Genomic DNA, 20,871 nt, shown 5'->3' on the forward strand with positions numbered 1-20,871 from the left:
TGCGATCGAAGGAATCCGGCGGAACCGGCGGCACCATTCCATTCAAACATGTCCCTGCGTTGCTTGCTGCTGCCCATGACATAGGGTTGAAGCTTTCGGCGGATGACTTTCTCCCGATCGAGGAGAACGCAGCGTGAGCGCGGAAGCTGAAATCAAACAGTTCATCGACCGCATTCTTCGCCTCAAGGAAGAGCAGGACACGCTCGGCGAGGACATTCGCGAGGTCTATGCCGAGGCCAAGGGTAGGGGCTTTGACAAGACCGCGCTCGGAAACGTGGTGGGACACCTCCGCAAGGTCCAGAAGGTCGGCCGTGACACCATGCACGAGCGAGAAGCGATCTTCGATCTGTACCTGACAGCATACGAAACCGGCGGGCGGGCGCATGCGCCAGCGTGCGCACGAGAAAACACTGAAGAATTTCCGGTTAGCGCCAAGCTCGTCGAGACGGTTGCCACCGGTTTGCAAACCGAGACTGGTCGTATGGCCCTGATCGCCGCAGAGATACACGAGAGGCCCTCGAATGACGATGAGTCCTCCCCGGAAGCAGGTCCGCAGGCCGAATCCTCCCAAGCCGGGACAGGTACCGGGAAGCTTGCGGATCGTGAGGGCCGCAGCGAAGGGGAGGCGGTTTCGACTGACCTCCCCGCCAATTACGCGCCACCGGCATTTCTGAAAGATCAGACGAAGTCGATCGGCGACTACCGTCCTTATTGTCAGAGACCCGATGCTTGTGGCGCTTCCGGTCTGAAGCATTGCTACTCCTGTGCGAAACTGATTGCGCCGGAAAGCGAGGTTGCATGACGACCTCGACGCTGATCAGCGAATGGCTTGATAAGCACGGCGGTCCTCGCGTGTTCGCCCAGGGCGACAACAGCGACTTCCTTGCCGTTCGCCGCTATCTCGAAAAGCACGGCTACAGGCTGAACGGCCACCGCTACAATTTTGTCATCTCAAAGGGCAAGTTCCGTCGCACGTTCGATCGGCGCGGCTTGATGCGCTTTGTCGACGAGCTGCGCATCGCCGATGGCCTTCCACCGATCTTGGCGAGGGCAGCATGACGGACCGCGCCTCATTTGATCGGTTGTTCCGTCCGGAAATTCTCGTTGGCGTGTCCGGCCAAACTAACGCCGTTCCTGAGAATGCGCGCCCGGACGTCCACCTTTACAACCGAATTGCAGCCAACTCCTCCCTGTTCCCCTCTATGCTGGCTGCAAAAACTGACGGAGGAAGCCACGGCGTTGGCTTCCTCCGTCTTTTTCCTCGCCTTTGCGCGGGACAGGATGCACTCAGCGAGAACTCCAATCAGTTCAAATCCATCAGCGTCGTGATCCCCATCGCTTTCGCTGACTTCAGTCGTCGCTTCTGTGTCTGTTTCCGATCCATCCGTGCGTTTGTTCACCATGAGAGCAACCGTATCGGAGAGTTTTTGTCATGGGTAACAAACGTTCTGTCGAGGACGACAAAATGAGTGATGTGTACGTCAACGAAGCCCGCGTAATGGGCGATTTCCTGTTGCGCCGCGAGTATCGGGGAATGGGTGATACAATCGAGGCTGCAGCGCATCGAGCGCAACAGAAATGGGGTGCTCCCGCTACCATTCTGCTTCGCCTGCGCAACCGGCACGACATGAAAGACATGATGCTCTCCAGCTTCGCATCCATTGCAGAAGCCTATCAGAAGGCATCCGCAAAAGCTGACCAACTCTACGAAACTGAAAGAGCACGACATGCGCCTAATTCGAAAGCTCTGTGGCTTGCTGATCTTGTTGCCGGTCACACCGATGCAACGGATTTGGCTGGGGCCGCGGAGACCGAAGCGCCAAAAAAGAGGATCGTGAAATGAGCAAGACCTATGCCATAGCCGACCTGCATGGGCGATACGACCTCTTACTCGCCGCAATCGAAAGTATCGAGCAAGGCAATCACTCTGGCGGGACGGTTGTGTTCACCGGGGATTATGTCGACCGAGGACCACAGTCGCGCCAAGTCATTGAACGGCTCATGGCCGGGCCATCCGACCCGCGCTGGAAGTGGATTTGCCTTCAGGGAAACCATGAAGAGATAATGCTGACCGTACGTGCGGAGCCAGAACTGGTTGGCTCGTGGTGGCTACCAAACGGTGGCGGCGCAACTCTCATGTCATATGGCCAGAAGGTTGGTGAATTGGCTGACGTTGGCGTGATACCCCAAGAGCATATTGATTGGCTGAAATCTCTGCCGCTCATCTACGTCGATAATCATCGCATCTTTGTTCATGCCGGTGTTGACGAAACTATTCCCCTGGACAAGCAATCCGCACAAACAATGCAATGGATGATCTACCCGGACGGCTATGCAATCGGACACGGTAATCGACATGTTGTGCACGGCCACCACCAGTCTGAGGATGGCCCGTTGCTGTTCGCTGGCCGCACGAACCTCGACACCTTCGCTTGGTTCACCGGAAGGCTCGTCATTGGTGTTTTCGACGATGAAAAAGCCGGAGGTCCAATAACAACAATCGAGATCGAGGGATCCCCAATTTGGGAGCCGTCATGAGCAACCGGTACAGTCCCGACAAGCCGACCAAGTTCTGGCACGTCGCCGTCGGCGCCGGGCTTCTATTCGTAGCGATCGCTTGGCTCATCGTTCCTTTGTTCTTCATCGCGAGAATCTGATGCATCTGTTCGATTGGCCGTTCGGCCACATAAATCCCCATAGTTTCGAGATGATCATGGCCGACCCACCCTGGCGCTTTGTGGTGCGATCACCGAAAGGCGAGGGGAAGAGCGCCCAGGCGCGCTACGACACCATGGCCCTGGAAGAAATCAACGCAATGCCTGTCATGGATCTGGCCGCACCCAACTGTCTTCTATGGCTTTGGTGCACGGCCCCGATGCTTCCGCAGCAGCTCACGACCGTAAAGGCGTGGGGTTTCGAGTATTGCACCGAGGGTGTCTGGGTGAAGATGACCAAGAACGGCAAATTGTCGTTCGGTACCGGCTATGGGCTTCGCGGTTCCCATGAGCCATTCATCATCGTCAAACGGGGCGAACCGAAGCTCACCAAATCAACGCGGTCGGTCATCCATGGCAAGGCGCGCGAGCATTCGCGCAAGCCTGAAGAAGCCTATCGGGAGGCCGAGCGGTTGATGCCCAACGCATCCCGTATTGAACTCTTCTCGCGCACCAACCGCCCAGGTTGGACGGTGTGGGGCAATGAAACTGGCAAGTTCGGAGAAGCGGCATGACGCGGCGCTTGAGCAGTGAGGAGATGTCTGACGAGCTTTCCAAGCTCATTTATGGAAAGCATGTTTGGCTTGAGAACTTCTCGGCTGGTCGAAGCAAGCGACCGGATCATGACATTGAGCGTGTTTCTCGCGAGCTGAACGTTTTGAACCAAGCTGCATCCGATTATCGGCGCGCAGCTGAACGTGATCGAGGTGCGGCGTGAAACACGGCTTGGAATGGTACAAACACGAGCCTAGAGCCTTCATTGACGGTGTCCAGGGAATGGGGCCAGAACTGATTGGCGCCTACATTGTCCTGCTCGATCTGATTTATGCACGCGGCGGTGAAACGATGCGTGATGATCGACATCTTGCGGGCATTCTTGGCTGTTCAATCCGCAAGGCTACGAGCCTCACCGACGGTCTGGTAGAGCAGAATAAGATCCAATTTGAAGACGGTTATCTCTCCAATTTGCGCGCAAAAAGAGACGTGAAATCCGCTCGAAACAGCTACGAAACTCGGTCGAAATCTCAGTCTGATCGGCGCGAAAACGAAGCTGAATTGAATGAAAACAACGGTTTAAAAGACAAGCCTGAGGCAAGCGCCTTTATTAGAAAAGATAAGAACAGAATAGATGAAAAACCTGCCGGTTTTTCAGAACGCGCAAACGCGCGAAAACCGAATGGATTTGTCCATGTTCGGAAATCAACAGACGCAGCACGTTTACTCATTCAGGAGCTACAGGAAAATGAACAATTCGGAGAAGATCGAGGCGACGAAATCATTGACCAAGTTGTTCGGCAGTTTCCCGCAATCGCCCATGTCAGACCCTGACCTGCAGCTCCGCGCCTACCTCGAAGCCGTTGAGGATTTTGAGTGCGTCGATGTGCTCGCTGCTGTGGAGCGCTTCCGCCAGGGCGAGGTGAAGGATGCAAACAAGGCTTTCTGTCCCTCAACGGCACAGCTCTGCGATGAGGTGCGGTACCGCAGGCAGATGCGCGAGATCATGGCACGGGCAGGGGTGAAGCCCGCTCAAAATCTCATTCAGTAGCAGGCAGACTTGATGAAAGCGGTGATAGACAAAGACAGGCACTGGTACGTCGTGCGGACCAATGTGAAGGCGGAAGTGAAAGCCTCGGAGAATGTCCGCAAGGCCGGCTACGACGTCTATTACCCGCGGCGCCGCATGGAAGTGAAGAACAAGCGGACGCATACGTACACTACGCGGGAAAGCGCATTAATGCCGCGGTACTTGTTTGTGGGGCTGTCCCAAGCTGACATGAACTTCTTCAAAGTTCGCGCCTGCGACGGTGTTGAGTGCATCCTTGGCGTTGACGGCCGGCCCGCGCAGATTTGTGCAGATCATGTCGAAGCGATCTTTCTCGCCGAAATCGATATGGAGTTCGATGACACCCGCGCTGCGCGCATCTACCGAAAGGAAGAAGTGGCATCGGCGAAGGAGCACACAGCAAAACGGTTCCCAGTTGGAAAGGACCTTGAGTGCAGGGTCGGCACACGCTGTCGAGCTTATTCAACAGTACAAGGCGGCAATGACCAAGATATTTATCTGGAAGTACCGAGCTTTTCCTATTTTTGTAGAAAATCCAATCTTCCCGGGTTTCGTGATCAGAATTGATGATGAAAAGCCCTATCTAAGGACTTGTTATAAAAAGCAGAGACCTGGGAATTATGTAGGTACTCAAGACTATATCGAAGGCCTGAACGTCTCCTCCAACGTCGATGCAAAAATCGGCGGTGTCGTTCTCAGCAAACGGATTGCTGATGTGCAGGCGGGAGGGGTTGCTCGTTTTTCAAACACCTCGTCGATCACAGTTACACCGCTGTCCCTCGATCGCTCAGAGCCTGACGGGGCGTCCCTTCAGGATTGGGATAAGCGCAATCAGAAGTGCAGTATAATCGACGGACTGCTGTCCGGTATTGTTCCTGAGTATTTCTTAGTGGAAGAAGTATTACACGGAAAGGTGAATTTCACGAATACCGTATATTTTTCGTCTAATATCAACGCACAGGCAAAATCAGATCTGCTTGTAAAAATTTCTAAAGCGTTTGCCATTAATATGGCAAGTATAGATGTATCGACCTCATCGGCTACTTTTGCAGTATCTGCATCACCCGACAAAATGACGCTTGCGATCAGACCAGCCATGTACAACATCGCCGAACTTTCTCGAATAACATACTTTATGCGCGGAGAAAGAGGCGCGAACTTAGAAATAGCAGTAGAGGCGGCTCTTCGTGAGCGGGATCTCAATTTCTATGACCGGGCAGAAATTCGCATACGCAATCTATTAGGCGACGAGATTGCCAATCGTACTCAATGGGCCCAGAAGATGGTATATGGGGAAAAAATGTATCCCGCTGCCGACCTAGCGAACGTAAACGCTGACTTTGTGGATTTCCACGCCGTCGCAGTATACGCCGCCGCAATGGAGAGTTTGCGAAAGTGATGTCCTGGTGGACAAAGCCAGCCTCCTAATCTTGCCGAAACGTCCAAAAACATTCTTACGCCCGTTACCTAAGTTAAGGTTTAAACACGTGGGTTGATGAACCTGCGCCGCGTTCCTTCGCCGCAAGGAAGAGGCGAGATCGGAAAGGTGACTACGGAAATGCATTTGCCGAAAGGAGTGGGCATTTTGGTGACGGACAGCATGAACCCGATTGGAGGCGTTGTTCAGAAGATCACCAATTCGGGGCGAGTAATTGCACTTATCGAGCTTTTCGGCGCATGACGCAGTTGAATTCGAGCCGAAACAGCTCAAACCCCGGGGCATGAGGCCGACATAGCTGTCCGCATTGCGCCATTAGCGCACGACGAATTCGCCGAATCTAACTAGGCCCCGGTTGGCGTCTCAACACATAAGATTGGCAGCCAAACGCAAGCGCGAGTCTATTCATACTGCTAATGAGAAACCCGCGCGGTCGTGGAAACGTCCGCCTGCGAACTGCACGTTTGCACAATTGACCCTCATAGTGAGGGGTTTTGACGGGACACAACTAAAGGTGAAAATGATGATCGCTTCCATAGCTGCGGCTGTGGCGCTATCCGGCTGCGCCACCAGCCCGCAGACCAAGGCCATGCTCAATGACGCGCTAGCTTATCGCATAGCGAACGGTTCAGGCTACTATCCTGCCCGTCAAACGGCCATGAATGGCATGCAGCCGACGACGGGGTCTGGGCTGGGTTCCGGCAACGTCCAGTTGAATGCCTACGGCCTTGGCATGGGAATGGATCAGTACGGACGCGCCGTACCACACGACCCGATGCTGCAAGTCACGCCAAACGCCTATGGGCTTGGCGTGGGCATGGACCATTACGGAAGGCAGGTACGATGATCCGCAATTTGCCACTGTGTAACGAAAGTCACGATGCTGTCTGGGTGTTCTGCGAATGCACATGAAAGACATACTCGAAACGGTCGCGGGGCTGGCTGGCCTCGCCATCATCGGCTGGGCCATCCTGAACATGGACAGCGTCACCAGTTACGTGCTGGCAGACGTGTGTGAAGGCACCCGGACTACGATCAAGTACGATCCCGACTTCACCATCCGCAAGCTCGGACCGGACACGGCGATCGTGCCAGGCCAGTACATGATCAACTACTTGACGAAGGGAAAGCGCTGATGCGTATAGGATTCCGCAAGCGCGTCCGCCTGTCGCGCAACCTCAGCATCAGTGTCGGCAAGACGCTCATTCCCTCCATGACCGTCGGCCGCAAGGTCAGGCTCAGCATCAACAAGCGTGGCGTGTTCTTTGGGGCGACGCTCGGATTCGGGTTCTTCCTGATCCAGCAACTGTTCAAGTGGAGGAAGAGATGATCGACCTGATCAATCACAATGTCGGCATGGTGATATGTATGTCGGCAATTGTCGTCGTGCTCATGCTCTTCCTCGTGGTTGGAGCAGTTACCGCTCTTCGGAACGAGCTGGCATATAGGACATACCTCATCGTCGGGCGCCTCGACACTGCACTGGAAGACCATGGCCGCTATTACTCTGACATCTGGCAGTACCTCGATACGATCAGCTCGGAGTTGAGCGAACTGAATAGCGACGGTGATTGATCATGCGTAAGATCCTGCTCATCCTTCTTATCCTGCCGCTGGCAGGGTGCGTTTCAGCTGACATAATTGCTGACAAATCCTGCAAGAGTTACGGCGCCAAGCTAGGCACCGACATTTACATCCAGTGCCGCATGAACGCGGAGCAAGTGCGCTGGCAACGGCTTGGCGTTTATGCCGCGATGCGCCGCTCGTACTGATTAACCACTGTGACGGCTGTGTCCGCAGCCGTGACCGAGGTCAATCATGCCCTATCAACAATTGGAGACGTTACTTGGCATTCATCGACACTACTTCGCCGGACAGTGAGCTGACCGGCATACGCGGGTGGCTCGCCTTCATGGCGATTGGGCAGTTCACGTCGCCAATAAGGGTTCTCATGGAAACGGTCAAGGCACAGGAGCAGACTGCTTACACAGCGGCGGACTGGGCGCTGTCCGCCAAGTACAACGGCGCCACGCTCATCGGCCAGTTCGAGACCGTCATGCCGTGGGCTTACGCCGCCTGCGTATTTATCATGGCATTAGATTGCACCACGTCCAGCCCCATGTTGCAGTGGCGTGACCGCTTTGGGGCCCAGTTTAGTGGGATCCACGTGGCGAGGAGGTCGCAGGGCTCTGGTAAAGATGTTTGGAAACATGACACCGGTCGAATTTCAATTAACGCAATTTGCCGAAGCCAGTTGCCAATCCTCCCACTGGTAGTGTTATCTCAGATCGGGCAACAGGCGACGGGGGGTGGGGACCATATTTGCTGAAGGTAGCCAAGGTACTTGTAACGCGGGACGGCAGGGAATTTGCGAGAGTAACGCGGGCCCTCCTGCAGGTGGCGTGTGGATCGCCTCCAAATATAGCCGGCGCTGGCCGCGCTTCGGGGTAATATGACTCATCCAATCAATCTTCCGATCCATCAAGTTGGCAACGATGATGTCCGTTCGGAAGAGATTCTGGTCACCGCAGACCCTCGATATCAGGATGATCCTGACAATGGGCAGAAAACGGTCATTCGCGCTGCGCCAGAAGATCGCCTTCTGGTCGATGCCGGTCCCGGTACCGGCAAAACACACGTCGCGTGCCACCGCGTAGCATCGTTAATCGAAAATGGTGTACCCGCCTCGCGCATCTGGATTGTCAGCTTTGCGCGCACAGCCGTTCACGAAATCAGGAATCGTCTCGCCGCAACGCTTGAGGATGCAGGAGATGCGGAATCGGTGCGGATTGCCACACTGGATTCCTACGCTTGGAGTATTCAGTCGGGATTCTCCGCCGAAGCAACGTTGTCAGGTAACTATGACCATAACATTCAGAAGACCCTGTCAAAGGTCCTCAAAGATGAAGATGTCCGCGATGACCTCCGTCGCACCCGTCATCTGATCGTTGATGAAGCCCAGGACATAATCGGTCCGCGGGCAGAGTTCGTACTTGCAATTGTCGATGTACTGAATGCCGAATGTGGAGTGACGGTATTCGCGGATCAGGCGCAGGCCATCTATGGGTTTACCGAAGATGACGCTCTGTCCGGCAGCAATGGGGTGCGGCTGCTGGATGGCCTCGTGGCACGAGGATTCGGACGGGCCGCGCTATCTCAGGTCCACCGCACGAATTCTCCCGAACTGCTCGAAATTTTTATCGGCGTCAGAAAGAAAGTACTCGACGACAGCGTGTCGGCCGCTAAGCGTGGCGCACAGGTTCGTGGAGAAATAGTCCGTCTGGCACACGAGTATGTTGGGCCTACAAAAAATCTTCGTCTTGCTGAACTGTCAGAGGCTGCACTCGTGCTGATGCGGAGGCGATGCGATGTCCTGATAGCCTCCAGCTACAATCAGGACGTCCCGCACCGGTTACGCATGTCGGGGCTGCCTCCGTGCGTCCCTCGATGGGTTGGCCTGCTTTTCTGGGATCACATTGCGAGGAAGCTGACGCGCAGCGAATTCCATATTCGTTGGCACGAGCGGATCGCGAACGGCCATGGTATCCCATCGATAGACGAGGCCTGGACGCTGCTATTCGAGGCGGCTGGTGAGAGCGATACGGTCATTGATCTTCATCACCTGCGAGCCGTTCTGGCTCGTTCGAATCCTCCGGTTCCCTTCACGAGCCCAGAATTTGGGGAGCAAGGTCCCATTATTGGCACCATTCATGCGAGCAAGGGGCGGGAGGCTGAGGAAGTCTGTCTCTACCTTCCTCCGACAGTTGGAGAGGGGAGCAACGAAGAAGCAAATGAGGAAATCCGCGTCATGTTCGTGGGGGCAACGCGCGCCCGTAAACGCCTTTCGATCGGCGATTCTCCCGGAACGCATTCTTCCCAAGCTGAGGGCCGTGTCTGGAAATTCGTGCGCGGCGGTGTGCAAATCGAGGTCGGCCGTTCTTATGACATTGACGCTGAAGGACTTGTTGGAAAGAGTGCGTTTCCCACACAGGCCGATGCCCTTGAGGCGCAAGGAGTGTTGATCAAGAAGCCAATTCAGCAAAGGTTATTCGCTTCCGCGGACAAGACCGTCGGGTGGAACCTGGCGCTCAAGACGAGGGACAACGAGCGCGTCGGCGTGTTGTCACGGAAGCTCAAAGATGACCTGACCACGATCGCCAATATGAGCGGTACTTGGCCGCCGCCAAGCTATCTGCCGTTCATCCGATCTGCAGGCATACGCACCATTGCGGTCCGGCCGGATGATCCTCGGCGCGAGCAACTGCATGAGCCCTGGTGTTCGAGTGGGTTCCTGCTCGCTCCGATGCTGATTGGTTTCTCACGAACGAAACTCGGGGACAAAAAGACATGACGAGCCTTGAGGCAATCCAAGCGCGTGAAACGGTATTGACGCGGCTTCGCGAGGATTTGATTGGTCCACGTGCACCCGACGAAATCCTGACAGCGCGTCCGTCAGACGTCTATCTGACGGGGATTCTTTGGCCCAGAAATACTGCCGTTGCACCCGAGGAAGATGAACGCTTGTCGGTTGCTCCTGGGGGAGACGACGGAAGCGACGATGCCGAAGACCAAGCCCAGGCGCACGCAGTTCCGATGCGTCGCCCGTCCACTGCTGGTGTCTCGTTTGCGGCGGTTGGACCGGACGGTGCTTGTCCTTCGGTTACAGTTCAGCTTGCCTTTGGCATGTACCGGGAAATCGACCACGAAGGGAAAAGCGTATGGAGGCGGGAGCAGCATGTTCCAGATCCGATCCCTGTCGGTTTGGAGTCCGGATCGCGCGACGTTTCCTTTTCATCGGGTGAAGTCACGGGATTGCGCGTCAACGTCCGCTCAGTGCCATTCGCGGATGGCATGCTTGCCACCATGACGCTCGTGAATGACCTCACTCCCGAGGAACGTAACCGCTCCGCCGCAGAGCAGTCGACTCTGTTCCAGGTGACGCTCGAAATCCTGCCTGATACGGGCACAAGGCTCATCGCCCGGCCCAGTCGCCGCGCTCCGGTCGATGATGACGACTGGTCGTCAGCGCTCCTTTACCGGGAGGCACGCGAATTTGCTGCCGGCCATACCTGTTCCGCAGACTGGACACTCAATCCAGATGATCTGGAAGCGGCGCTCGCCGTCCGCACTGCCTGGATACCTGAAGCAACTGTAGAAGCCGTCAGCCCAGACGGCGATGAAGTGTTTCAGGGCATTGCGCAGGATGCCGAAGATCCGCTCTCCGCATCTTGGCTGGCTGGTTCGGCCACACCAGACCTCATCGCCGGGCTGCAACGCCTGACCCGTGCATATGCGCGATGGATCACGCTTCAGGAAGGAAAGATCTCCGAGCTCTCCGCGCCCTTCGTATCCGTTGCAGAAGGCCATATTCGGGAAGCTCGTCGCGTCCTCGGCCGCATGGCTGCGGGTATCGACTTCCTTGCATCGTCGGAAGCCGCCTGCGCGTCCTTCCGTCTCGCCAATCTGGCCATGGCGACGCAGCGAGAATGGTCTGAGCACGAGCCCCTTCGCTGGCGTCCGTTCCAATTGGCCTTCTTCTTATTGGCCCTTGAAAGCGCGGCTGACGGCACACACCCCGATCGCGCGGTGATGGACCTTCTCTGGTTTCCGACAGGCGGCGGAAAGACGGAAGCATATCTCGGTCTTATTGCCTTCGTGGCCTTCCATCGACGCCTGAGCGCGTCAAGTCCTGACGACGGTGCGGGCGTCGCGGTCATTATGCGTTACACGCTGCGGCTTCTGACGACCCAGCAGTTTATCCGCGCTGCAGCGATGATCTGCGCGTGCGAAGCCATACGTCGCGGGAAAATAGCTACACCCTATGCGGGGAAACTCGGGCAGGAACAGTTTTCCATTGGCCTCTGGGTTGGCGAAGGCGCTACTCCGAACAGCCGTCAGATGGCATTCGATAGCGTCACAGATTCCTCAAAGCCCACGCCGAAACAGTTGCTCCACTGCCCGTGCTGCAGCGAAAGACTCGCCTACACCCAGGCGCAGCCGATCGATTCTGTAATGGTCCGCTGCGAGAACTCCGGCTGCATCCTTTCTGACCAAACGCTGCCCGTTTGGACCGTCGACGAAGACCTCTATGCGTTTCGTCCTACACTTCTGATCGGCACAATCGACAAGTTCGCGCAAATCGTGCGCAATGCGGCGACCGCATCTCTGTTTGCAGTGGGCGGGCCTGCGCAGCCCCAGCTCATTGTCCAGGATGAGCTGCATCTCATCTCCGGACCGCTCGGAACGATGTCCGGCCTTTATGAGTCGGCTCTTGATCTTATTCTCTCTGCAAACGGAACAAAACCGAAGATCATTGGCTCGACTGCGACCATCCGCCGTGCATCCGAACAGGTGCTTGCCCTCTTTGACCGGACTACCTGCCAGTTTCCTCCTCCCGGCCTGAATGCGGACAATTCCGGCTTTACGGTGGTGGACAGGATTCTGCCAGGACGGCGCTACCTCGCTGTTTCCACGGCTGGCCGCTCAGCCAAGTTCACTCTCCAGGCCGTATCCGCTTCACTACTCCAGACGGCACTGGCCGGCCTCGGGGAAAACCAGCGAGATGCCTACTGGACACTGGTTGCCTATTTCAACTCATTGCGCGAACTCGGCGGCGCGCTCGTCCTCATGCAGGATGACGTTCATGACACGATCCGGCTGTTCGCCAACGCGTGCGGCGAAGCGGCGCGCGCGCTGCGATCAGTTCAGGAACTGACCTCCCGCGTTTCACAGGCCGAAATCCGTCAGATGCTTGAGACCCTCAAAAATCCTGCGGGACACGACGAGGCGCTTGACGTGGTTCTTGCTACCAACATGGTCAGCGTCGGCGTTGATATCGCGCGGCTTGGACTAATGGTGGTCAATGGTCAGCCAAAAACTATGGCAGAATATATTCAGGCTACCAGTCGCGTTGGCCGCAGCCGGGTACCTGGCCTGGTAGTGGCTGTACTAAATAACGCCAAGCCGCGTGATCGATCCCATTTCGAGACGTTCAGAACGTGGCATTCTACGATTTACCGCGAGGTCGAAGCGACCAGTGTTACGCCGTTTGCATCGCGGGCAAGGGATCGCGCCTTGCATGCTGTTCTTGTCGCGGTCGTGCGACATCTCATTCCGCAACGTCTGCGCAGTCCAGTGCTCGATGATAATTCGATCCAGGCAGCGGAACGGATGATTGCGCAGATTGCGGCGCGCGCGCGCAGAGTCGATCCGTTCGAAGCCGACGTGGAGGCTGAGCTGAAAGCCCGTCTGCAAAGGTGGATCCGCCGTTCGCCGCAACAATACTGGAGCAAATATCCAAGAACCTCATTGCTCCAAGCAGCTGAACTTGCTGCGGCCATGCGTGCGGCTGGACGCGCAGTTGGACAGGCTTGGCCAACCCCCAACACAATGCGTGGCGTTGAGCCAGCAACTAACTATCGGCTTGTAGAAGGACTGAGAGGGCCCGATGCCACGCAATGATCTGGGTGAACTGCGCCGCAGTGCTGCGGCAGCCACATTTGGACCGGGGGCTATCATCGACTTCCGCGCTGGTGGTGCGACCATTTCTGCCGTGGCCGCGGGCCTCGATGAATGGGATCGGAATTTCGCGCCGGCAGGAATGCTCAACCAACAGGCGATCAGAGAAGAAAGGCTTCAGAAAAAACTAAAGGTCAAGGGTTTTCGCCTGCCGCCGGTCCGGGACCCCGCGAAAGACTCGGATGCGGAAAAAGCTCTGGTCGCGGTTCGGTTTCCGTCATGGCTTCAATGCCCCCAATGTGACCGCATCGGACCGGAAGATCTTTGGGGCGACGAACCTGGACGCGCCGGACGGTTCTGCCAGGAATGTACCCGCAAGGCGCCCGGGCGGCAGAATGTCTATGTCATTCCTGTCCGTTTCGTGATGGCCTGTGAAACTGGCCATATTGATGAATTTCCATGGCACTCATGGGTGCAACACACCGGGGAATGCGGAAACCGTAAGGGATTTCTGACGCTCCGTTCCGAACAGCCAGGTCTGGCAGGACTCATCCTGAGTTGCCCAAAATGCAAATCGCGGCGTTCCATGGACGGTATTTTCTCAGCAGAGACTTGGAGGAGATTTCCCGACTGTCGTGGCCGACGTCCATGGATTTCCGGAGCAAATGAGACGTGTAAGCACAAGCCCCGGGCGGTACAACGCGGTGCCTCGAACCTGTATTTCCCCGTGATTGAGTCGGCCCTGAGCATTCCACCTTGGTCTGATCGCCTCCAGGAAGCTCTCGGCGTCCACTGGGATCCCATCATCAATACGTTACCCGAGGATCGTCCATTGTACATCAGGATGCTAGGGCGGGGCGATCTGGCTCCTGTCCTCGCAGAACTTCAACTTACGCCGGATCAGCTGGGCGAGGAAATCGAGCGGCGGCTGAATGCGCAGGACGCAATCAATACCGACAACCTAAGATTGGAAGAGTATCGCCAGTTCACGGGCGGGGTTCAGGTACATGGACTTGATCGAGAATTCGAAATCCGTCCCCAGACCGTGCCAGCCGGGCTGCGACCCTGGTTCTCACGGCTCGTGAAGGCGACCCGCCTACGCGAAGTTCGGGCAATGACTGGTTTCACCCGTATTGTACCACCTGGAGATGCCAAAGGACCAAATGTGGCGCCGCTCTCAGCGGTAAGGCTCGAGTGGCTGCCTGCGATAGAGGTACGAGGGGAAGGCGTCTTCCTCGAATTTGACGAAAGTGAGTTATGTCGCTGGGAAAGCCTGACCTCCGTACAGAACCGCGCGTCCAGAATTGATGATCGCTGGCGAGCGGAATGGATTGAAAGATACGGAGCTGACACACCATCGCCACGAGAAATAACGCCGCGTTTTCTTCTGGTGCATACATTTGCACACGCATTGATGCGCCAGCTGACACTGGATTGCGGTTATTCCTCTACGGCCTTGCGAGAACGTCTCTACGTAGATTCTGGCGAGAGCCCGATGGCAGGTGTGCTGGTGTACACGGCCACGACTGACGACGACGGCACTCTTGGTGGGCTTCAGCGCGAAGGCGATCCTCTGCGCATGGAGCGCAGCATCCGTGCGGCGCTGAAGGCGCAGACATGGTGTTCATCTGATCCACTCTGCATTGAGGACATGCTGACGTCCGATGACGGCCTCTCACTTGCGGCATGCCATTCCTGTGTTCTGGCACCCGAGACGTCCTGCGAGGAGTTCAACCGCTTTCTCGATCGCGCCATGCTTGTGGGAAAACCGGATTCCGTCGAAACAGGATTCTTCACTTCCTTTCTCAAAAGGGACGCTTGATGGCACGTATGTGGCCAGCAGTGTTGCCGGCGCAGATTCGCGAGGATGCACTACGCAGCGCAGAGGTCCGGGTTTACGATCTGCTCGAAAAAAAACTTGGCAGCGGATGGGTCGTGTTTTATAGCCGCCCCTGGCTTGGGCTGTCGCCCACAGGCGAAGAAAAGGACGGCGAATGTGATTTCGTAGTTCTGCATCCTGCGCACGGCTACCTCACTATCGAGGTCAAGGGCGGTGGAATTTCCTTTGATCCCGAAATCGATCGATGGCTAAGCACCGATCGCCATCGGATCCGGCGCATCATCAAAAACCCGATACGCCAGGCAGTTTCTTCAAAGCATGAACTTCTCAAACAGGCAAAACGTCAGAAGCACTGGCCGGTGGGACGCAAGATACGCATGCGGCATGGGGTGGTGTTTACGGACACTATCGAACCTCCTCACAATCTTGGGGCCGACGGTGCACGCGAAATTTTTTGCTGCCGTAATGAACTGGACAATATAGATCACTGGGTGAGGGAACGGCTTTCGGGTGGTATGGCGGATGATCTCGGAGGCGACGGCGTTCGTGCATTCGAAGAGCTTCTGGCGTCACCGTTTCTGCTCCGAGCTCCACTCGGGCATTACCTCGATGATGACGATCGCGCCATCAACACCCTGACCCCGCAGCAGTTTCACATCCTCGATGCGGTGGGACACCTTTCAAGGGTGGCAGCTGGCGGAGGAGCAGGCACGGGCAAGACGATCGTGGCGATCGAAGACGCCGTCCGCCTTGCGCGGCAAGGTCTGAAAACTGCCCTGATCTGCCTTAGCAGGCCGCTGGCAGCTCATATCAAGGAGCGCCTCGCCAACACTGAGTCGACTGTGGCAGTATTCGCTCTCCCCGATCTCTGCGCCTATATCACCGGGCAAGTATGCGGCGAAGGAGAGACGCAGCTGGAGAAAGCCATAGAACGAATGCTCGCCCATATAAGAGGAGATTTGTCTCTCCGATTTGAGGCGCTAATCGTGGACGAAGCTCAGGATTTCCGCACTCACTGGTGGATCGCTTTGGAAGAGATTTTGGCACAGCCGGAAACCGCAATTCTTCATGCATTTTTCGATACGAACCAGAGCGTTTACGGAGATATCGTCGGTGAACTAACAGCATTCAGAATAGTTCCGATTCACCTTACGAGGAACTTGCGAAATACACGCAATATCCACAATGCCGCATCGCTGTTCTATAGGGGTATTCCTGTCACGGCGGATGGCCCTGAGGGCATAGCCGTCGAATGGAATGAATGTGCCAGCGATAGGCTATCAGGTCTTGTCGTCGACACAGTCCGCCGTCTCATCATCCAGGAAAAAATTGCGCCCGAAGACATCGCCATTCTCGGTGTAAATGCCTCCGTGCTTTCCTCCATCCGAAACCGTTCCGCCTTTCCGGAAGGCGTGCAGGTGGAGCAAGTCCGCGCTTTTAAAGGGCTCGAGCGACGGGTTGTTGTTCTAGCGGCAACGCGCGAGATCGCCGACGAACCAGAACTGGCCTATGTTTCCCTCTCACGTGCACGAGCGCATCTTGTTGTATTTGGTGAACCCGAAATACTCTCATGGCTGAGAAAGGCATAAGAGGCATCGTTGTTAGGCCCGGTGTGTTTTGACGGACGTTACGCCTTGGGACCGATGCATTCCATCTGGCCAGTCTGAGTGGCTTCGTGCGGATGTCTGGAATAGAGATGTTCCTGGGAATCGGTGAGTTTGAGAGCGAGTCGTTTGCGAATACAAGGCATTGAATCTCTGTGGATTCTTTTCTGACTTTTTAATTGTTCCCTAAATGTTCTCGTGTCACTGTGTCATAAATACTCCCAGCGATTCCTGCCGAAAGAGATTCCATGTCCACATTTCCAGAGCTGAGACAGAAGGCCGGCCCTACCATAGAGGAGACCGCCGAGCGCGTGGGATTTGATGAGCATTCAGCCTACCGCCCCGAAAGTGGTGGGACAGGGCCGCGCAGGCCAGTCATAGAGACGCTCCGTTCACTGGCGGACAGCCGGATTGCTACAAACCAGACGACGCACGCGTTTACCTTCATTGATCTGTTCGCCGGGATCGGCGGGTTGCGCCGCGGGTTTGAGCCCATTGGTGGCAAGTGTGTCTTCACCTCGGAGTGGGACCGCTTCAGCAAGCAAACCTATCAGGCGAATTTTCGGTATGATGATCATGAAGTTGAAGGAGACATCACCAAGATTGAGGCTGAGGAGATCCCTTCGCACGATGTTTTGCTCGCAGGTTTTCCGTGCCAGCCATTCTCGCTGGCCGGGGTTTCCAAGAAGAATTCGCTCAACCGCCCGCATGGCTTTCAGTGCGACATGCAGGGCACCCTGTTCTTTGATGTCGCCCGCATTATCAAGCATCACCGCCCGAAGGCATTCCTTCTGGAGAACGTCAAGAACCTGAAAAGTCATGATCAGGGCCGCACCTTCGATGTCATCATGAAGACGCTGACCGAAGATCTTGGGTACCAGATCCAGACGCGCACCATCGACGCAAGGTCCTGGGTGCCACAACACCGTGAGCGAATATTCATCGTCGGGTTTCGCGATGACAATGAATTCGACTTCGATGACCTGTTGGTTCCCGATCCGATGCAGGGGCCGCGACTTGCATCCATCCTTCATCCGGAGGACGGCAGCGAAGGTCCTGATGAGCGGTTTATTGGAGGAGTAAAGGGGAGGGTGCTTGACCGCTACACGCTTTCCGACCACCTCTGGAGCTATCTGCAGAAGTATGCGGAAAAGCATCGGCTAAAGGGTAATGGTTTCGGATTTGGCCTCGTGGGTGGCTCCGACGTGGCGCGAACGTTGTCTGCCCGCTATCATAAAGACGGATCGGAAATACTTGTCAGCCAGAAACGGAAAAATCCTCGCCGTCTGACGCCCCGCGAATGCGCCCGCCTGATGGGGTTCGAAAAGCCCGGCGAACGGGAGTTCCAGATAGAGGTTTCTGATACACAGGCCTACCGCCAGTTTGGTAATGCCGTGGTAGTGCCGGTGGTGGAGGCTGTAGCGCGGCACATGGAGCCATTTATCAAAGCTGCCGTCCGTTCGGATAAATCAACCCGCAGGAAGATGAGGGCTGTTGCCTGATATCGTAGATTCGAAGACCCGGAGCCGGATGATGTCCGGTATCAGGGGGAAAAACACAAAGCCCGAGCTCCTGGTCCGGAGCGCGCTGCATGCGCGGGGCTTCCGCTACCGGATCCATGCGAAGAATTTTCCCGGGCAGCCCGACCTGCTCTTTCCGAAGCACCGCGCGGCTATCTTCGTACATGGCTGCTTCTGGCATGGGCATAACTGCTCGCTTTTTAGAATGCCTGGCACAAGACAGGAGTTCTGGTTGGAGAAAATCGCTCGTAACCAGCAGCGGGACAATGTGGTCAGTGCCCAAATTGAGGCGCTCGACTGGCGGCAGCTGACGATTTGGGAATGCGCGATCCGCGGTCCCCGTCAGATCGGACTAGACGAAACGATCGATCGCACAGTCCGGTGGCTAACTTCAGACATCCGGTGTCAGGAGATACGATCAATCCTCGAAGAGGGAATGGCGTGAAGCAGGGATCGTTGTCTGATTATTTTGTCGGCGTGGGGGCCAAGGTTCTGAAAGGCACCGAAGTTGACCGCAAGGTTTCGCGCGGTCACGAGTTTCAGGGAGTAAGCGATTTCAGGGCCTTCCTAGGGTCGCCGGCGACAAAAACCGTTCTGCCCGTCAGCTACGTCTGGCTCAGTGACGAAGAGGTGCCCGAACGAATCGACCTGACCGGAACCTGGTATGACAGCAGACAGAAGAAAGATCACCGTGACCCGGAGTACCGCCTGTACTACCCGAAGCAGGTGGAAAGTGTTGTCTACCGCGCCAAAGAGGGAGATACACTATTCCTCTGTCAACCAAAATCTGGCTCTCTACTCGCCTTGATGTGCGCGCACGGCAGCTCGATCGAACAGCAGCTTCTATGGCTGTTTGGCCTGCAGCTCACAGCCGATTTCGAGATCGTACAGCAAGACCTCCGTAAGACGACAGGGCGCGGCCTTGACTTTACATCCCGCTATATCCTGGAGCTTATCGGCATTGAGGTTGTTTCGACCGCCGATCAGTGGCTGGATCGGCTTCTGAAAAAATTCGGTGAAAAGTTTCCAGGAACGCGCGAGTTCTCGACGTTTGCCCGGAACGCCGCCAGAGGCATCGACGCGCTTGCCGATCCCGACCTTGCGCTCGTTGAATGGATGGATCTGGAAGAGCGTCTCTTCATGACACTCGAAAAGCATATTGTGAGCAGGAGGCTGGAACAGGGCTTTATGCTCGACGGCAAGGCTGACGTTGATGCATTCGTCGGATTTTCGCTCAGCGTACAGAATAGGAGGAAGTCTCGCGCCGGCTATGCGCTGGGAAATCACATCGAAGAGATTCTCCGGCTTCATGCCATCAGACACAAGCGCGAAGCCACTACCGAAAAGCGGAATGGGCCAGATTTTCTGTTTCCGGATGAAGCAGCCTATCATGACCCTGAATGGCCAACCACCGACCTGATCATGCTCGGTGCAAAGACAACCTGCAGGGATCGCTGGCGGCAGGTGCTTGCAGAAGCCGACCGGATTGAGATCAAACATCTTCTGACACTTGAGCCGGGTATTTCCGAGACGCAGACCGATGAAATGCAGAAGGCCAGGTTGCAGCTTGTGCTGCCCGCCGCCATGCATGAGACATACAGGCCAAGGCAGCGGGAGTGGTTGATGAATGTCGGGAATTTTCTCTCACTTGTGAAAGAACGTCAGATGTCCGACTGGAACTCATGCCGGTCAAATCGGTAGCAGCGCCTTTTTCGTTTGCTGAAATGCGGCCCATCGCAGGGCAAGCGCTTCGCGGGATGGCGCCGCTTTTCCTGAGACGAGCAGCTTTGTTCCAACATGCGAAGCGTAATCCGACCCCAGTAGCCCGTCTGCAGTTTCAACTTCGAACGTCTCCGGACTTATGCCCAGGAGATCGAGATCGTAGAGCGTGTGCAGGTCGGCTCGCAGCAGAAGACCGTTGGCCGGATGGTTGTCTTCAGGTCCACGATACGGCCAGATATGGGCCGCTTCGACCACGGGCATCAGCGTACACGCGCTGATCATGCACTGGGCGCCATATCGTCTGATAAGATCAGTTTTGAATTTGCTTTGGCCGTTGCGCGCCCGAATCGCGCGGAGAATCGCTTCGCGTCGGTCACCCGAAGAGGGTTGATAGGCTTCTTCGTCGACCTCCGGTGGAAGGTTGTCGAGATTCCACCCCTGGAAAAATCCCTCGAAAAGGCCTCCTGCAGACGCGGACATGGCCGCGACGAGAGGCGCAATTTTTGAGGCATCGATTTCTTCGATCGATTTCTGGGTGCTGGGGCGCAGGACAGCCTTGCGGAGGGTAGTCGCGTCTATGCCACTGACCCCCACAAAGCTTCCTCCAAAGTCCGCTGCATACTTCATCACAGAAACAGTTTCGCTGACGGGCTGGTCAAAGACATGCGCATCTCCGCAGCGATAGCGGGGGAGCATTGTGCGGCGATCCTTGATGGCGGTGCTGCCGCACGCGGGACAGCGAAACCGCTGCTTATGGCCCGGGCCGGAGCGAACATCCGCCACAATGCCGATACCCAGCATGCCGCGTCCGTCCCGGAGCACGGCGATGTCGCCTGGGTGGACATGCCGGCTATTCCCGACAGCGCTGTCATATTCGTAGATCCTTCCTGGCTGATCGTTATAGCCCGCATTTCCTGCGTACTGCCAGCGTCCCGTAATCGCCAGAAACGTCCATGCTTTCTTTTTCATGCTGCCCCTTACATTCGTACATATCGCGTACATTTCTGAAAT

General features: G+C 56.1%; 27 protein-coding genes. 26 read left to right on the forward strand and 1 reads right to left on the reverse strand.

Annotation, left to right across the window (positions count from 1 at the left end):
* Positions 1-133: 133 nt before the first annotated feature.
* The 26 genes from CU102_RS12465 to CU102_RS12585 all read left to right on the forward strand — a co-directional run bounded on the left by CU102_RS12465 (position 134) and on the right by CU102_RS12585 (position 19,839).
* On the forward strand, positions 134-802 hold the full coding sequence (locus CU102_RS12465; protein WP_106711425.1) for a DUF2312 domain-containing protein: 669 nt from the start codon (positions 134-136) through the stop codon (positions 800-802).
* On the forward strand, positions 799-1,059 hold the full coding sequence (locus tag CU102_RS12470) for a hypothetical protein (protein ID WP_106711426.1): 261 nt from the start codon (positions 799-801) through the stop codon (positions 1,057-1,059). The genes CU102_RS12465 and CU102_RS12470 overlap by 4 nt, the downstream gene beginning before the upstream one ends.
* On the forward strand, positions 1,056-1,469 hold the full coding sequence (locus CU102_RS29405) for a hypothetical protein (RefSeq protein ID WP_133624662.1): 414 nt from the start codon (positions 1,056-1,058) through the stop codon (positions 1,467-1,469). Before CU102_RS12470 ends, CU102_RS29405 begins: the two co-directional genes overlap by 4 nt.
* Positions 1,466-1,843, forward strand: a complete 378-nt coding sequence (locus CU102_RS12480; RefSeq protein ID WP_245425316.1) for a hypothetical protein — start codon at positions 1,466-1,468, stop codon at positions 1,841-1,843. Before CU102_RS29405 ends, CU102_RS12480 begins: the two co-directional genes overlap by 4 nt.
* Positions 1,840-2,538, forward strand: a complete 699-nt coding sequence (locus CU102_RS12485; protein ID WP_106711429.1) for a metallophosphoesterase family protein — start codon at positions 1,840-1,842, stop codon at positions 2,536-2,538. Before CU102_RS12480 ends, CU102_RS12485 begins: the two co-directional genes overlap by 4 nt.
* Positions 2,535-2,657 (forward strand): hypothetical protein, encoded by a 123-nt coding sequence (locus CU102_RS30825; protein ID WP_280951896.1) that lies wholly within the window; start codon positions 2,535-2,537, stop codon positions 2,655-2,657. Before CU102_RS12485 ends, CU102_RS30825 begins: the two co-directional genes overlap by 4 nt.
* On the forward strand, positions 2,657-3,229 hold the full coding sequence (locus tag CU102_RS12490; protein WP_106711430.1) for an MT-A70 family methyltransferase: 573 nt from the start codon (positions 2,657-2,659) through the stop codon (positions 3,227-3,229). The genes CU102_RS30825 and CU102_RS12490 overlap by 1 nt, the downstream gene beginning before the upstream one ends.
* On the forward strand, positions 3,226-3,432 hold the full coding sequence (locus tag CU102_RS12495; RefSeq protein ID WP_106711431.1) for a hypothetical protein: 207 nt from the start codon (positions 3,226-3,228) through the stop codon (positions 3,430-3,432). Before CU102_RS12490 ends, CU102_RS12495 begins: the two co-directional genes overlap by 4 nt.
* A complete protein-coding gene (locus tag CU102_RS12500) occupies positions 3,429-4,043 on the forward strand; it encodes a DUF1376 domain-containing protein (RefSeq protein ID WP_146146468.1) in 615 nt (204 codons plus the stop codon). The genes CU102_RS12495 and CU102_RS12500 overlap by 4 nt, the downstream gene beginning before the upstream one ends.
* Complete coding sequence (locus tag CU102_RS12505) at positions 4,030-4,260, forward strand: hypothetical protein (RefSeq protein WP_106711433.1); 231 nt, start codon at positions 4,030-4,032, stop codon at positions 4,258-4,260. Before CU102_RS12500 ends, CU102_RS12505 begins: the two co-directional genes overlap by 14 nt.
* Positions 4,261-4,272: 12 nt before the next feature.
* Complete coding sequence (locus CU102_RS12510) at positions 4,273-4,845, forward strand: transcription termination/antitermination NusG family protein (RefSeq protein WP_106711434.1); 573 nt, start codon at positions 4,273-4,275, stop codon at positions 4,843-4,845.
* Entirely contained in the window at positions 4,760-5,677 is a 918-nt protein-coding gene (locus CU102_RS12515) for a hypothetical protein (protein WP_133624608.1), read from the forward strand. Before CU102_RS12510 ends, CU102_RS12515 begins: the two co-directional genes overlap by 86 nt.
* A 96-nt stretch (positions 5,678-5,773) precedes the next feature.
* Complete coding sequence (locus CU102_RS12520) at positions 5,774-5,959, forward strand: hypothetical protein (protein WP_106711436.1); 186 nt, start codon at positions 5,774-5,776, stop codon at positions 5,957-5,959.
* 277 nt (positions 5,960-6,236) lie between these two features.
* Positions 6,237-6,563 (forward strand): hypothetical protein, encoded by a 327-nt coding sequence (locus CU102_RS12525; protein WP_106711437.1) that lies wholly within the window; start codon positions 6,237-6,239, stop codon positions 6,561-6,563.
* A gap of 55 nt (positions 6,564-6,618) precedes the next feature.
* A complete protein-coding gene (locus tag CU102_RS12530) occupies positions 6,619-6,852 on the forward strand; it encodes a hypothetical protein (RefSeq protein WP_133624610.1) in 234 nt (77 codons plus the stop codon).
* Entirely contained in the window at positions 6,852-7,046 is a 195-nt protein-coding gene (locus CU102_RS12535; RefSeq protein ID WP_106711439.1) for a hypothetical protein, read from the forward strand. The genes CU102_RS12530 and CU102_RS12535 overlap by 1 nt, the downstream gene beginning before the upstream one ends.
* Complete coding sequence (locus CU102_RS12540) at positions 7,043-7,291, forward strand: hypothetical protein (protein ID WP_106711440.1); 249 nt, start codon at positions 7,043-7,045, stop codon at positions 7,289-7,291. The genes CU102_RS12535 and CU102_RS12540 overlap by 4 nt, the downstream gene beginning before the upstream one ends.
* Before the next feature lie 2 nt (positions 7,292-7,293).
* On the forward strand, positions 7,294-7,488 hold the full coding sequence (locus CU102_RS12545) for a hypothetical protein (RefSeq protein ID WP_106711441.1): 195 nt from the start codon (positions 7,294-7,296) through the stop codon (positions 7,486-7,488).
* 74 nt (positions 7,489-7,562) lie between these two features.
* Entirely contained in the window at positions 7,563-8,045 is a 483-nt protein-coding gene (locus tag CU102_RS12550; RefSeq protein WP_106711442.1) for a hypothetical protein, read from the forward strand.
* A gap of 123 nt (positions 8,046-8,168) precedes the next feature.
* Positions 8,169-10,067: a UvrD-helicase domain-containing protein gene (locus CU102_RS12555; RefSeq protein WP_106711443.1), complete on the forward strand. Its 1,899-nt coding sequence runs from the start codon at positions 8,169-8,171 to the stop codon at positions 10,065-10,067.
* Positions 10,064-13,177, forward strand: coding sequence for a helicase-related protein (locus CU102_RS12560; protein ID WP_166648495.1), 3,114 nt, complete (start codon positions 10,064-10,066; stop codon positions 13,175-13,177). Before CU102_RS12555 ends, CU102_RS12560 begins: the two co-directional genes overlap by 4 nt.
* On the forward strand, positions 13,164-14,996 hold the full coding sequence (gene drmB / locus CU102_RS12565; RefSeq protein ID WP_106711444.1) for a DUF1998 domain-containing protein: 1,833 nt from the start codon (positions 13,164-13,166) through the stop codon (positions 14,994-14,996). Before CU102_RS12560 ends, drmB begins: the two co-directional genes overlap by 14 nt.
* Entirely contained in the window at positions 14,996-16,603 is a 1,608-nt protein-coding gene (locus CU102_RS12570) for a nuclease-related domain-containing DEAD/DEAH box helicase (RefSeq protein WP_106711445.1), read from the forward strand. Before drmB ends, CU102_RS12570 begins: the two co-directional genes overlap by 1 nt.
* A 263-nt stretch (positions 16,604-16,866) precedes the next feature.
* Positions 16,867-18,120, forward strand: coding sequence for a DNA (cytosine-5-)-methyltransferase (gene dcm, locus CU102_RS12575; protein WP_106711446.1), 1,254 nt, complete (start codon positions 16,867-16,869; stop codon positions 18,118-18,120).
* Positions 18,113-18,583 (forward strand): very short patch repair endonuclease, encoded by a 471-nt coding sequence (locus CU102_RS12580; RefSeq protein WP_106711447.1) that lies wholly within the window; start codon positions 18,113-18,115, stop codon positions 18,581-18,583. Before dcm ends, CU102_RS12580 begins: the two co-directional genes overlap by 8 nt.
* The gene (locus tag CU102_RS12585; protein ID WP_106711448.1) at positions 18,580-19,839 is read left to right on the forward strand and encodes a type II restriction endonuclease; all 1,260 of its coding nucleotides are present in this window, start codon (positions 18,580-18,582) and stop codon (positions 19,837-19,839) included. The genes CU102_RS12580 and CU102_RS12585 overlap by 4 nt, the downstream gene beginning before the upstream one ends.
* Here the strand turns inward: CU102_RS12585 and CU102_RS12590 are convergent.
* On the reverse strand, positions 19,828-20,829 hold the full coding sequence (locus CU102_RS12590; protein WP_166648496.1) for an HNH endonuclease: 1,002 nt from the start codon (positions 20,827-20,829) through the stop codon (positions 19,828-19,830). The genes CU102_RS12585 and CU102_RS12590 overlap by 12 nt on opposite strands.
* Positions 20,830-20,871 lie beyond the last annotated feature (42 nt).

The sequence above is a fragment of the Phyllobacterium brassicacearum genome (assembly GCF_003010955.1).
Taxonomy (GTDB): domain Bacteria; phylum Pseudomonadota; class Alphaproteobacteria; order Rhizobiales; family Rhizobiaceae; genus Phyllobacterium; species Phyllobacterium brassicacearum.

Coding starts and splice junctions, on each gene's coding strand:
- CU102_RS12510 (WP_106711434.1), top strand. CDS start 4,273: ATGAAAGCGGTGATAGACAAAGACAGGCACTGGTACGTCGTGCGGACC.
- dcm (WP_106711446.1), top strand. CDS start 16,867: ATGTCCACATTTCCAGAGCTGAGACAGAAGGCCGGCCCTACCATAGAG.
- CU102_RS12480 (WP_245425316.1), top strand. CDS start 1,466: ATGAGTGATGTGTACGTCAACGAAGCCCGCGTAATGGGCGATTTCCTG.
- CU102_RS12560 (WP_166648495.1), top strand. CDS start 10,064: ATGACGAGCCTTGAGGCAATCCAAGCGCGTGAAACGGTATTGACGCGG.
- CU102_RS12590 (WP_166648496.1), bottom strand. CDS start 20,829: ATGAAAAAGAAAGCATGGACGTTTCTGGCGATTACGGGACGCTGGCAG.
- CU102_RS12520 (WP_106711436.1), top strand. CDS start 5,774: ATGAACCTGCGCCGCGTTCCTTCGCCGCAAGGAAGAGGCGAGATCGGA.
- CU102_RS12490 (WP_106711430.1), top strand. CDS start 2,657: ATGCATCTGTTCGATTGGCCGTTCGGCCACATAAATCCCCATAGTTTC.
- CU102_RS12495 (WP_106711431.1), top strand. CDS start 3,226: ATGACGCGGCGCTTGAGCAGTGAGGAGATGTCTGACGAGCTTTCCAAG.
- CU102_RS12485 (WP_106711429.1), top strand. CDS start 1,840: ATGAGCAAGACCTATGCCATAGCCGACCTGCATGGGCGATACGACCTC.
- CU102_RS30825 (WP_280951896.1), top strand. CDS start 2,535: ATGAGCAACCGGTACAGTCCCGACAAGCCGACCAAGTTCTGGCACGTC.
- CU102_RS12515 (WP_133624608.1), top strand. CDS start 4,760: ATGACCAAGATATTTATCTGGAAGTACCGAGCTTTTCCTATTTTTGTA.
- CU102_RS12555 (WP_106711443.1), top strand. CDS start 8,169: ATGACTCATCCAATCAATCTTCCGATCCATCAAGTTGGCAACGATGAT.
- CU102_RS12525 (WP_106711437.1), top strand. CDS start 6,237: ATGATGATCGCTTCCATAGCTGCGGCTGTGGCGCTATCCGGCTGCGCC.
- CU102_RS12530 (WP_133624610.1), top strand. CDS start 6,619: ATGCACATGAAAGACATACTCGAAACGGTCGCGGGGCTGGCTGGCCTC.
- CU102_RS29405 (WP_133624662.1), top strand. CDS start 1,056: ATGACGGACCGCGCCTCATTTGATCGGTTGTTCCGTCCGGAAATTCTC.
- CU102_RS12535 (WP_106711439.1), top strand. CDS start 6,852: ATGCGTATAGGATTCCGCAAGCGCGTCCGCCTGTCGCGCAACCTCAGC.
- CU102_RS12545 (WP_106711441.1), top strand. CDS start 7,294: ATGCGTAAGATCCTGCTCATCCTTCTTATCCTGCCGCTGGCAGGGTGC.
- CU102_RS12470 (WP_106711426.1), top strand. CDS start 799: ATGACGACCTCGACGCTGATCAGCGAATGGCTTGATAAGCACGGCGGT.
- CU102_RS12505 (WP_106711433.1), top strand. CDS start 4,030: ATGTCAGACCCTGACCTGCAGCTCCGCGCCTACCTCGAAGCCGTTGAG.
- CU102_RS12570 (WP_106711445.1), top strand. CDS start 14,996: ATGGCACGTATGTGGCCAGCAGTGTTGCCGGCGCAGATTCGCGAGGAT.
- drmB (WP_106711444.1), top strand. CDS start 13,164: ATGCCACGCAATGATCTGGGTGAACTGCGCCGCAGTGCTGCGGCAGCC.
- CU102_RS12540 (WP_106711440.1), top strand. CDS start 7,043: ATGATCGACCTGATCAATCACAATGTCGGCATGGTGATATGTATGTCG.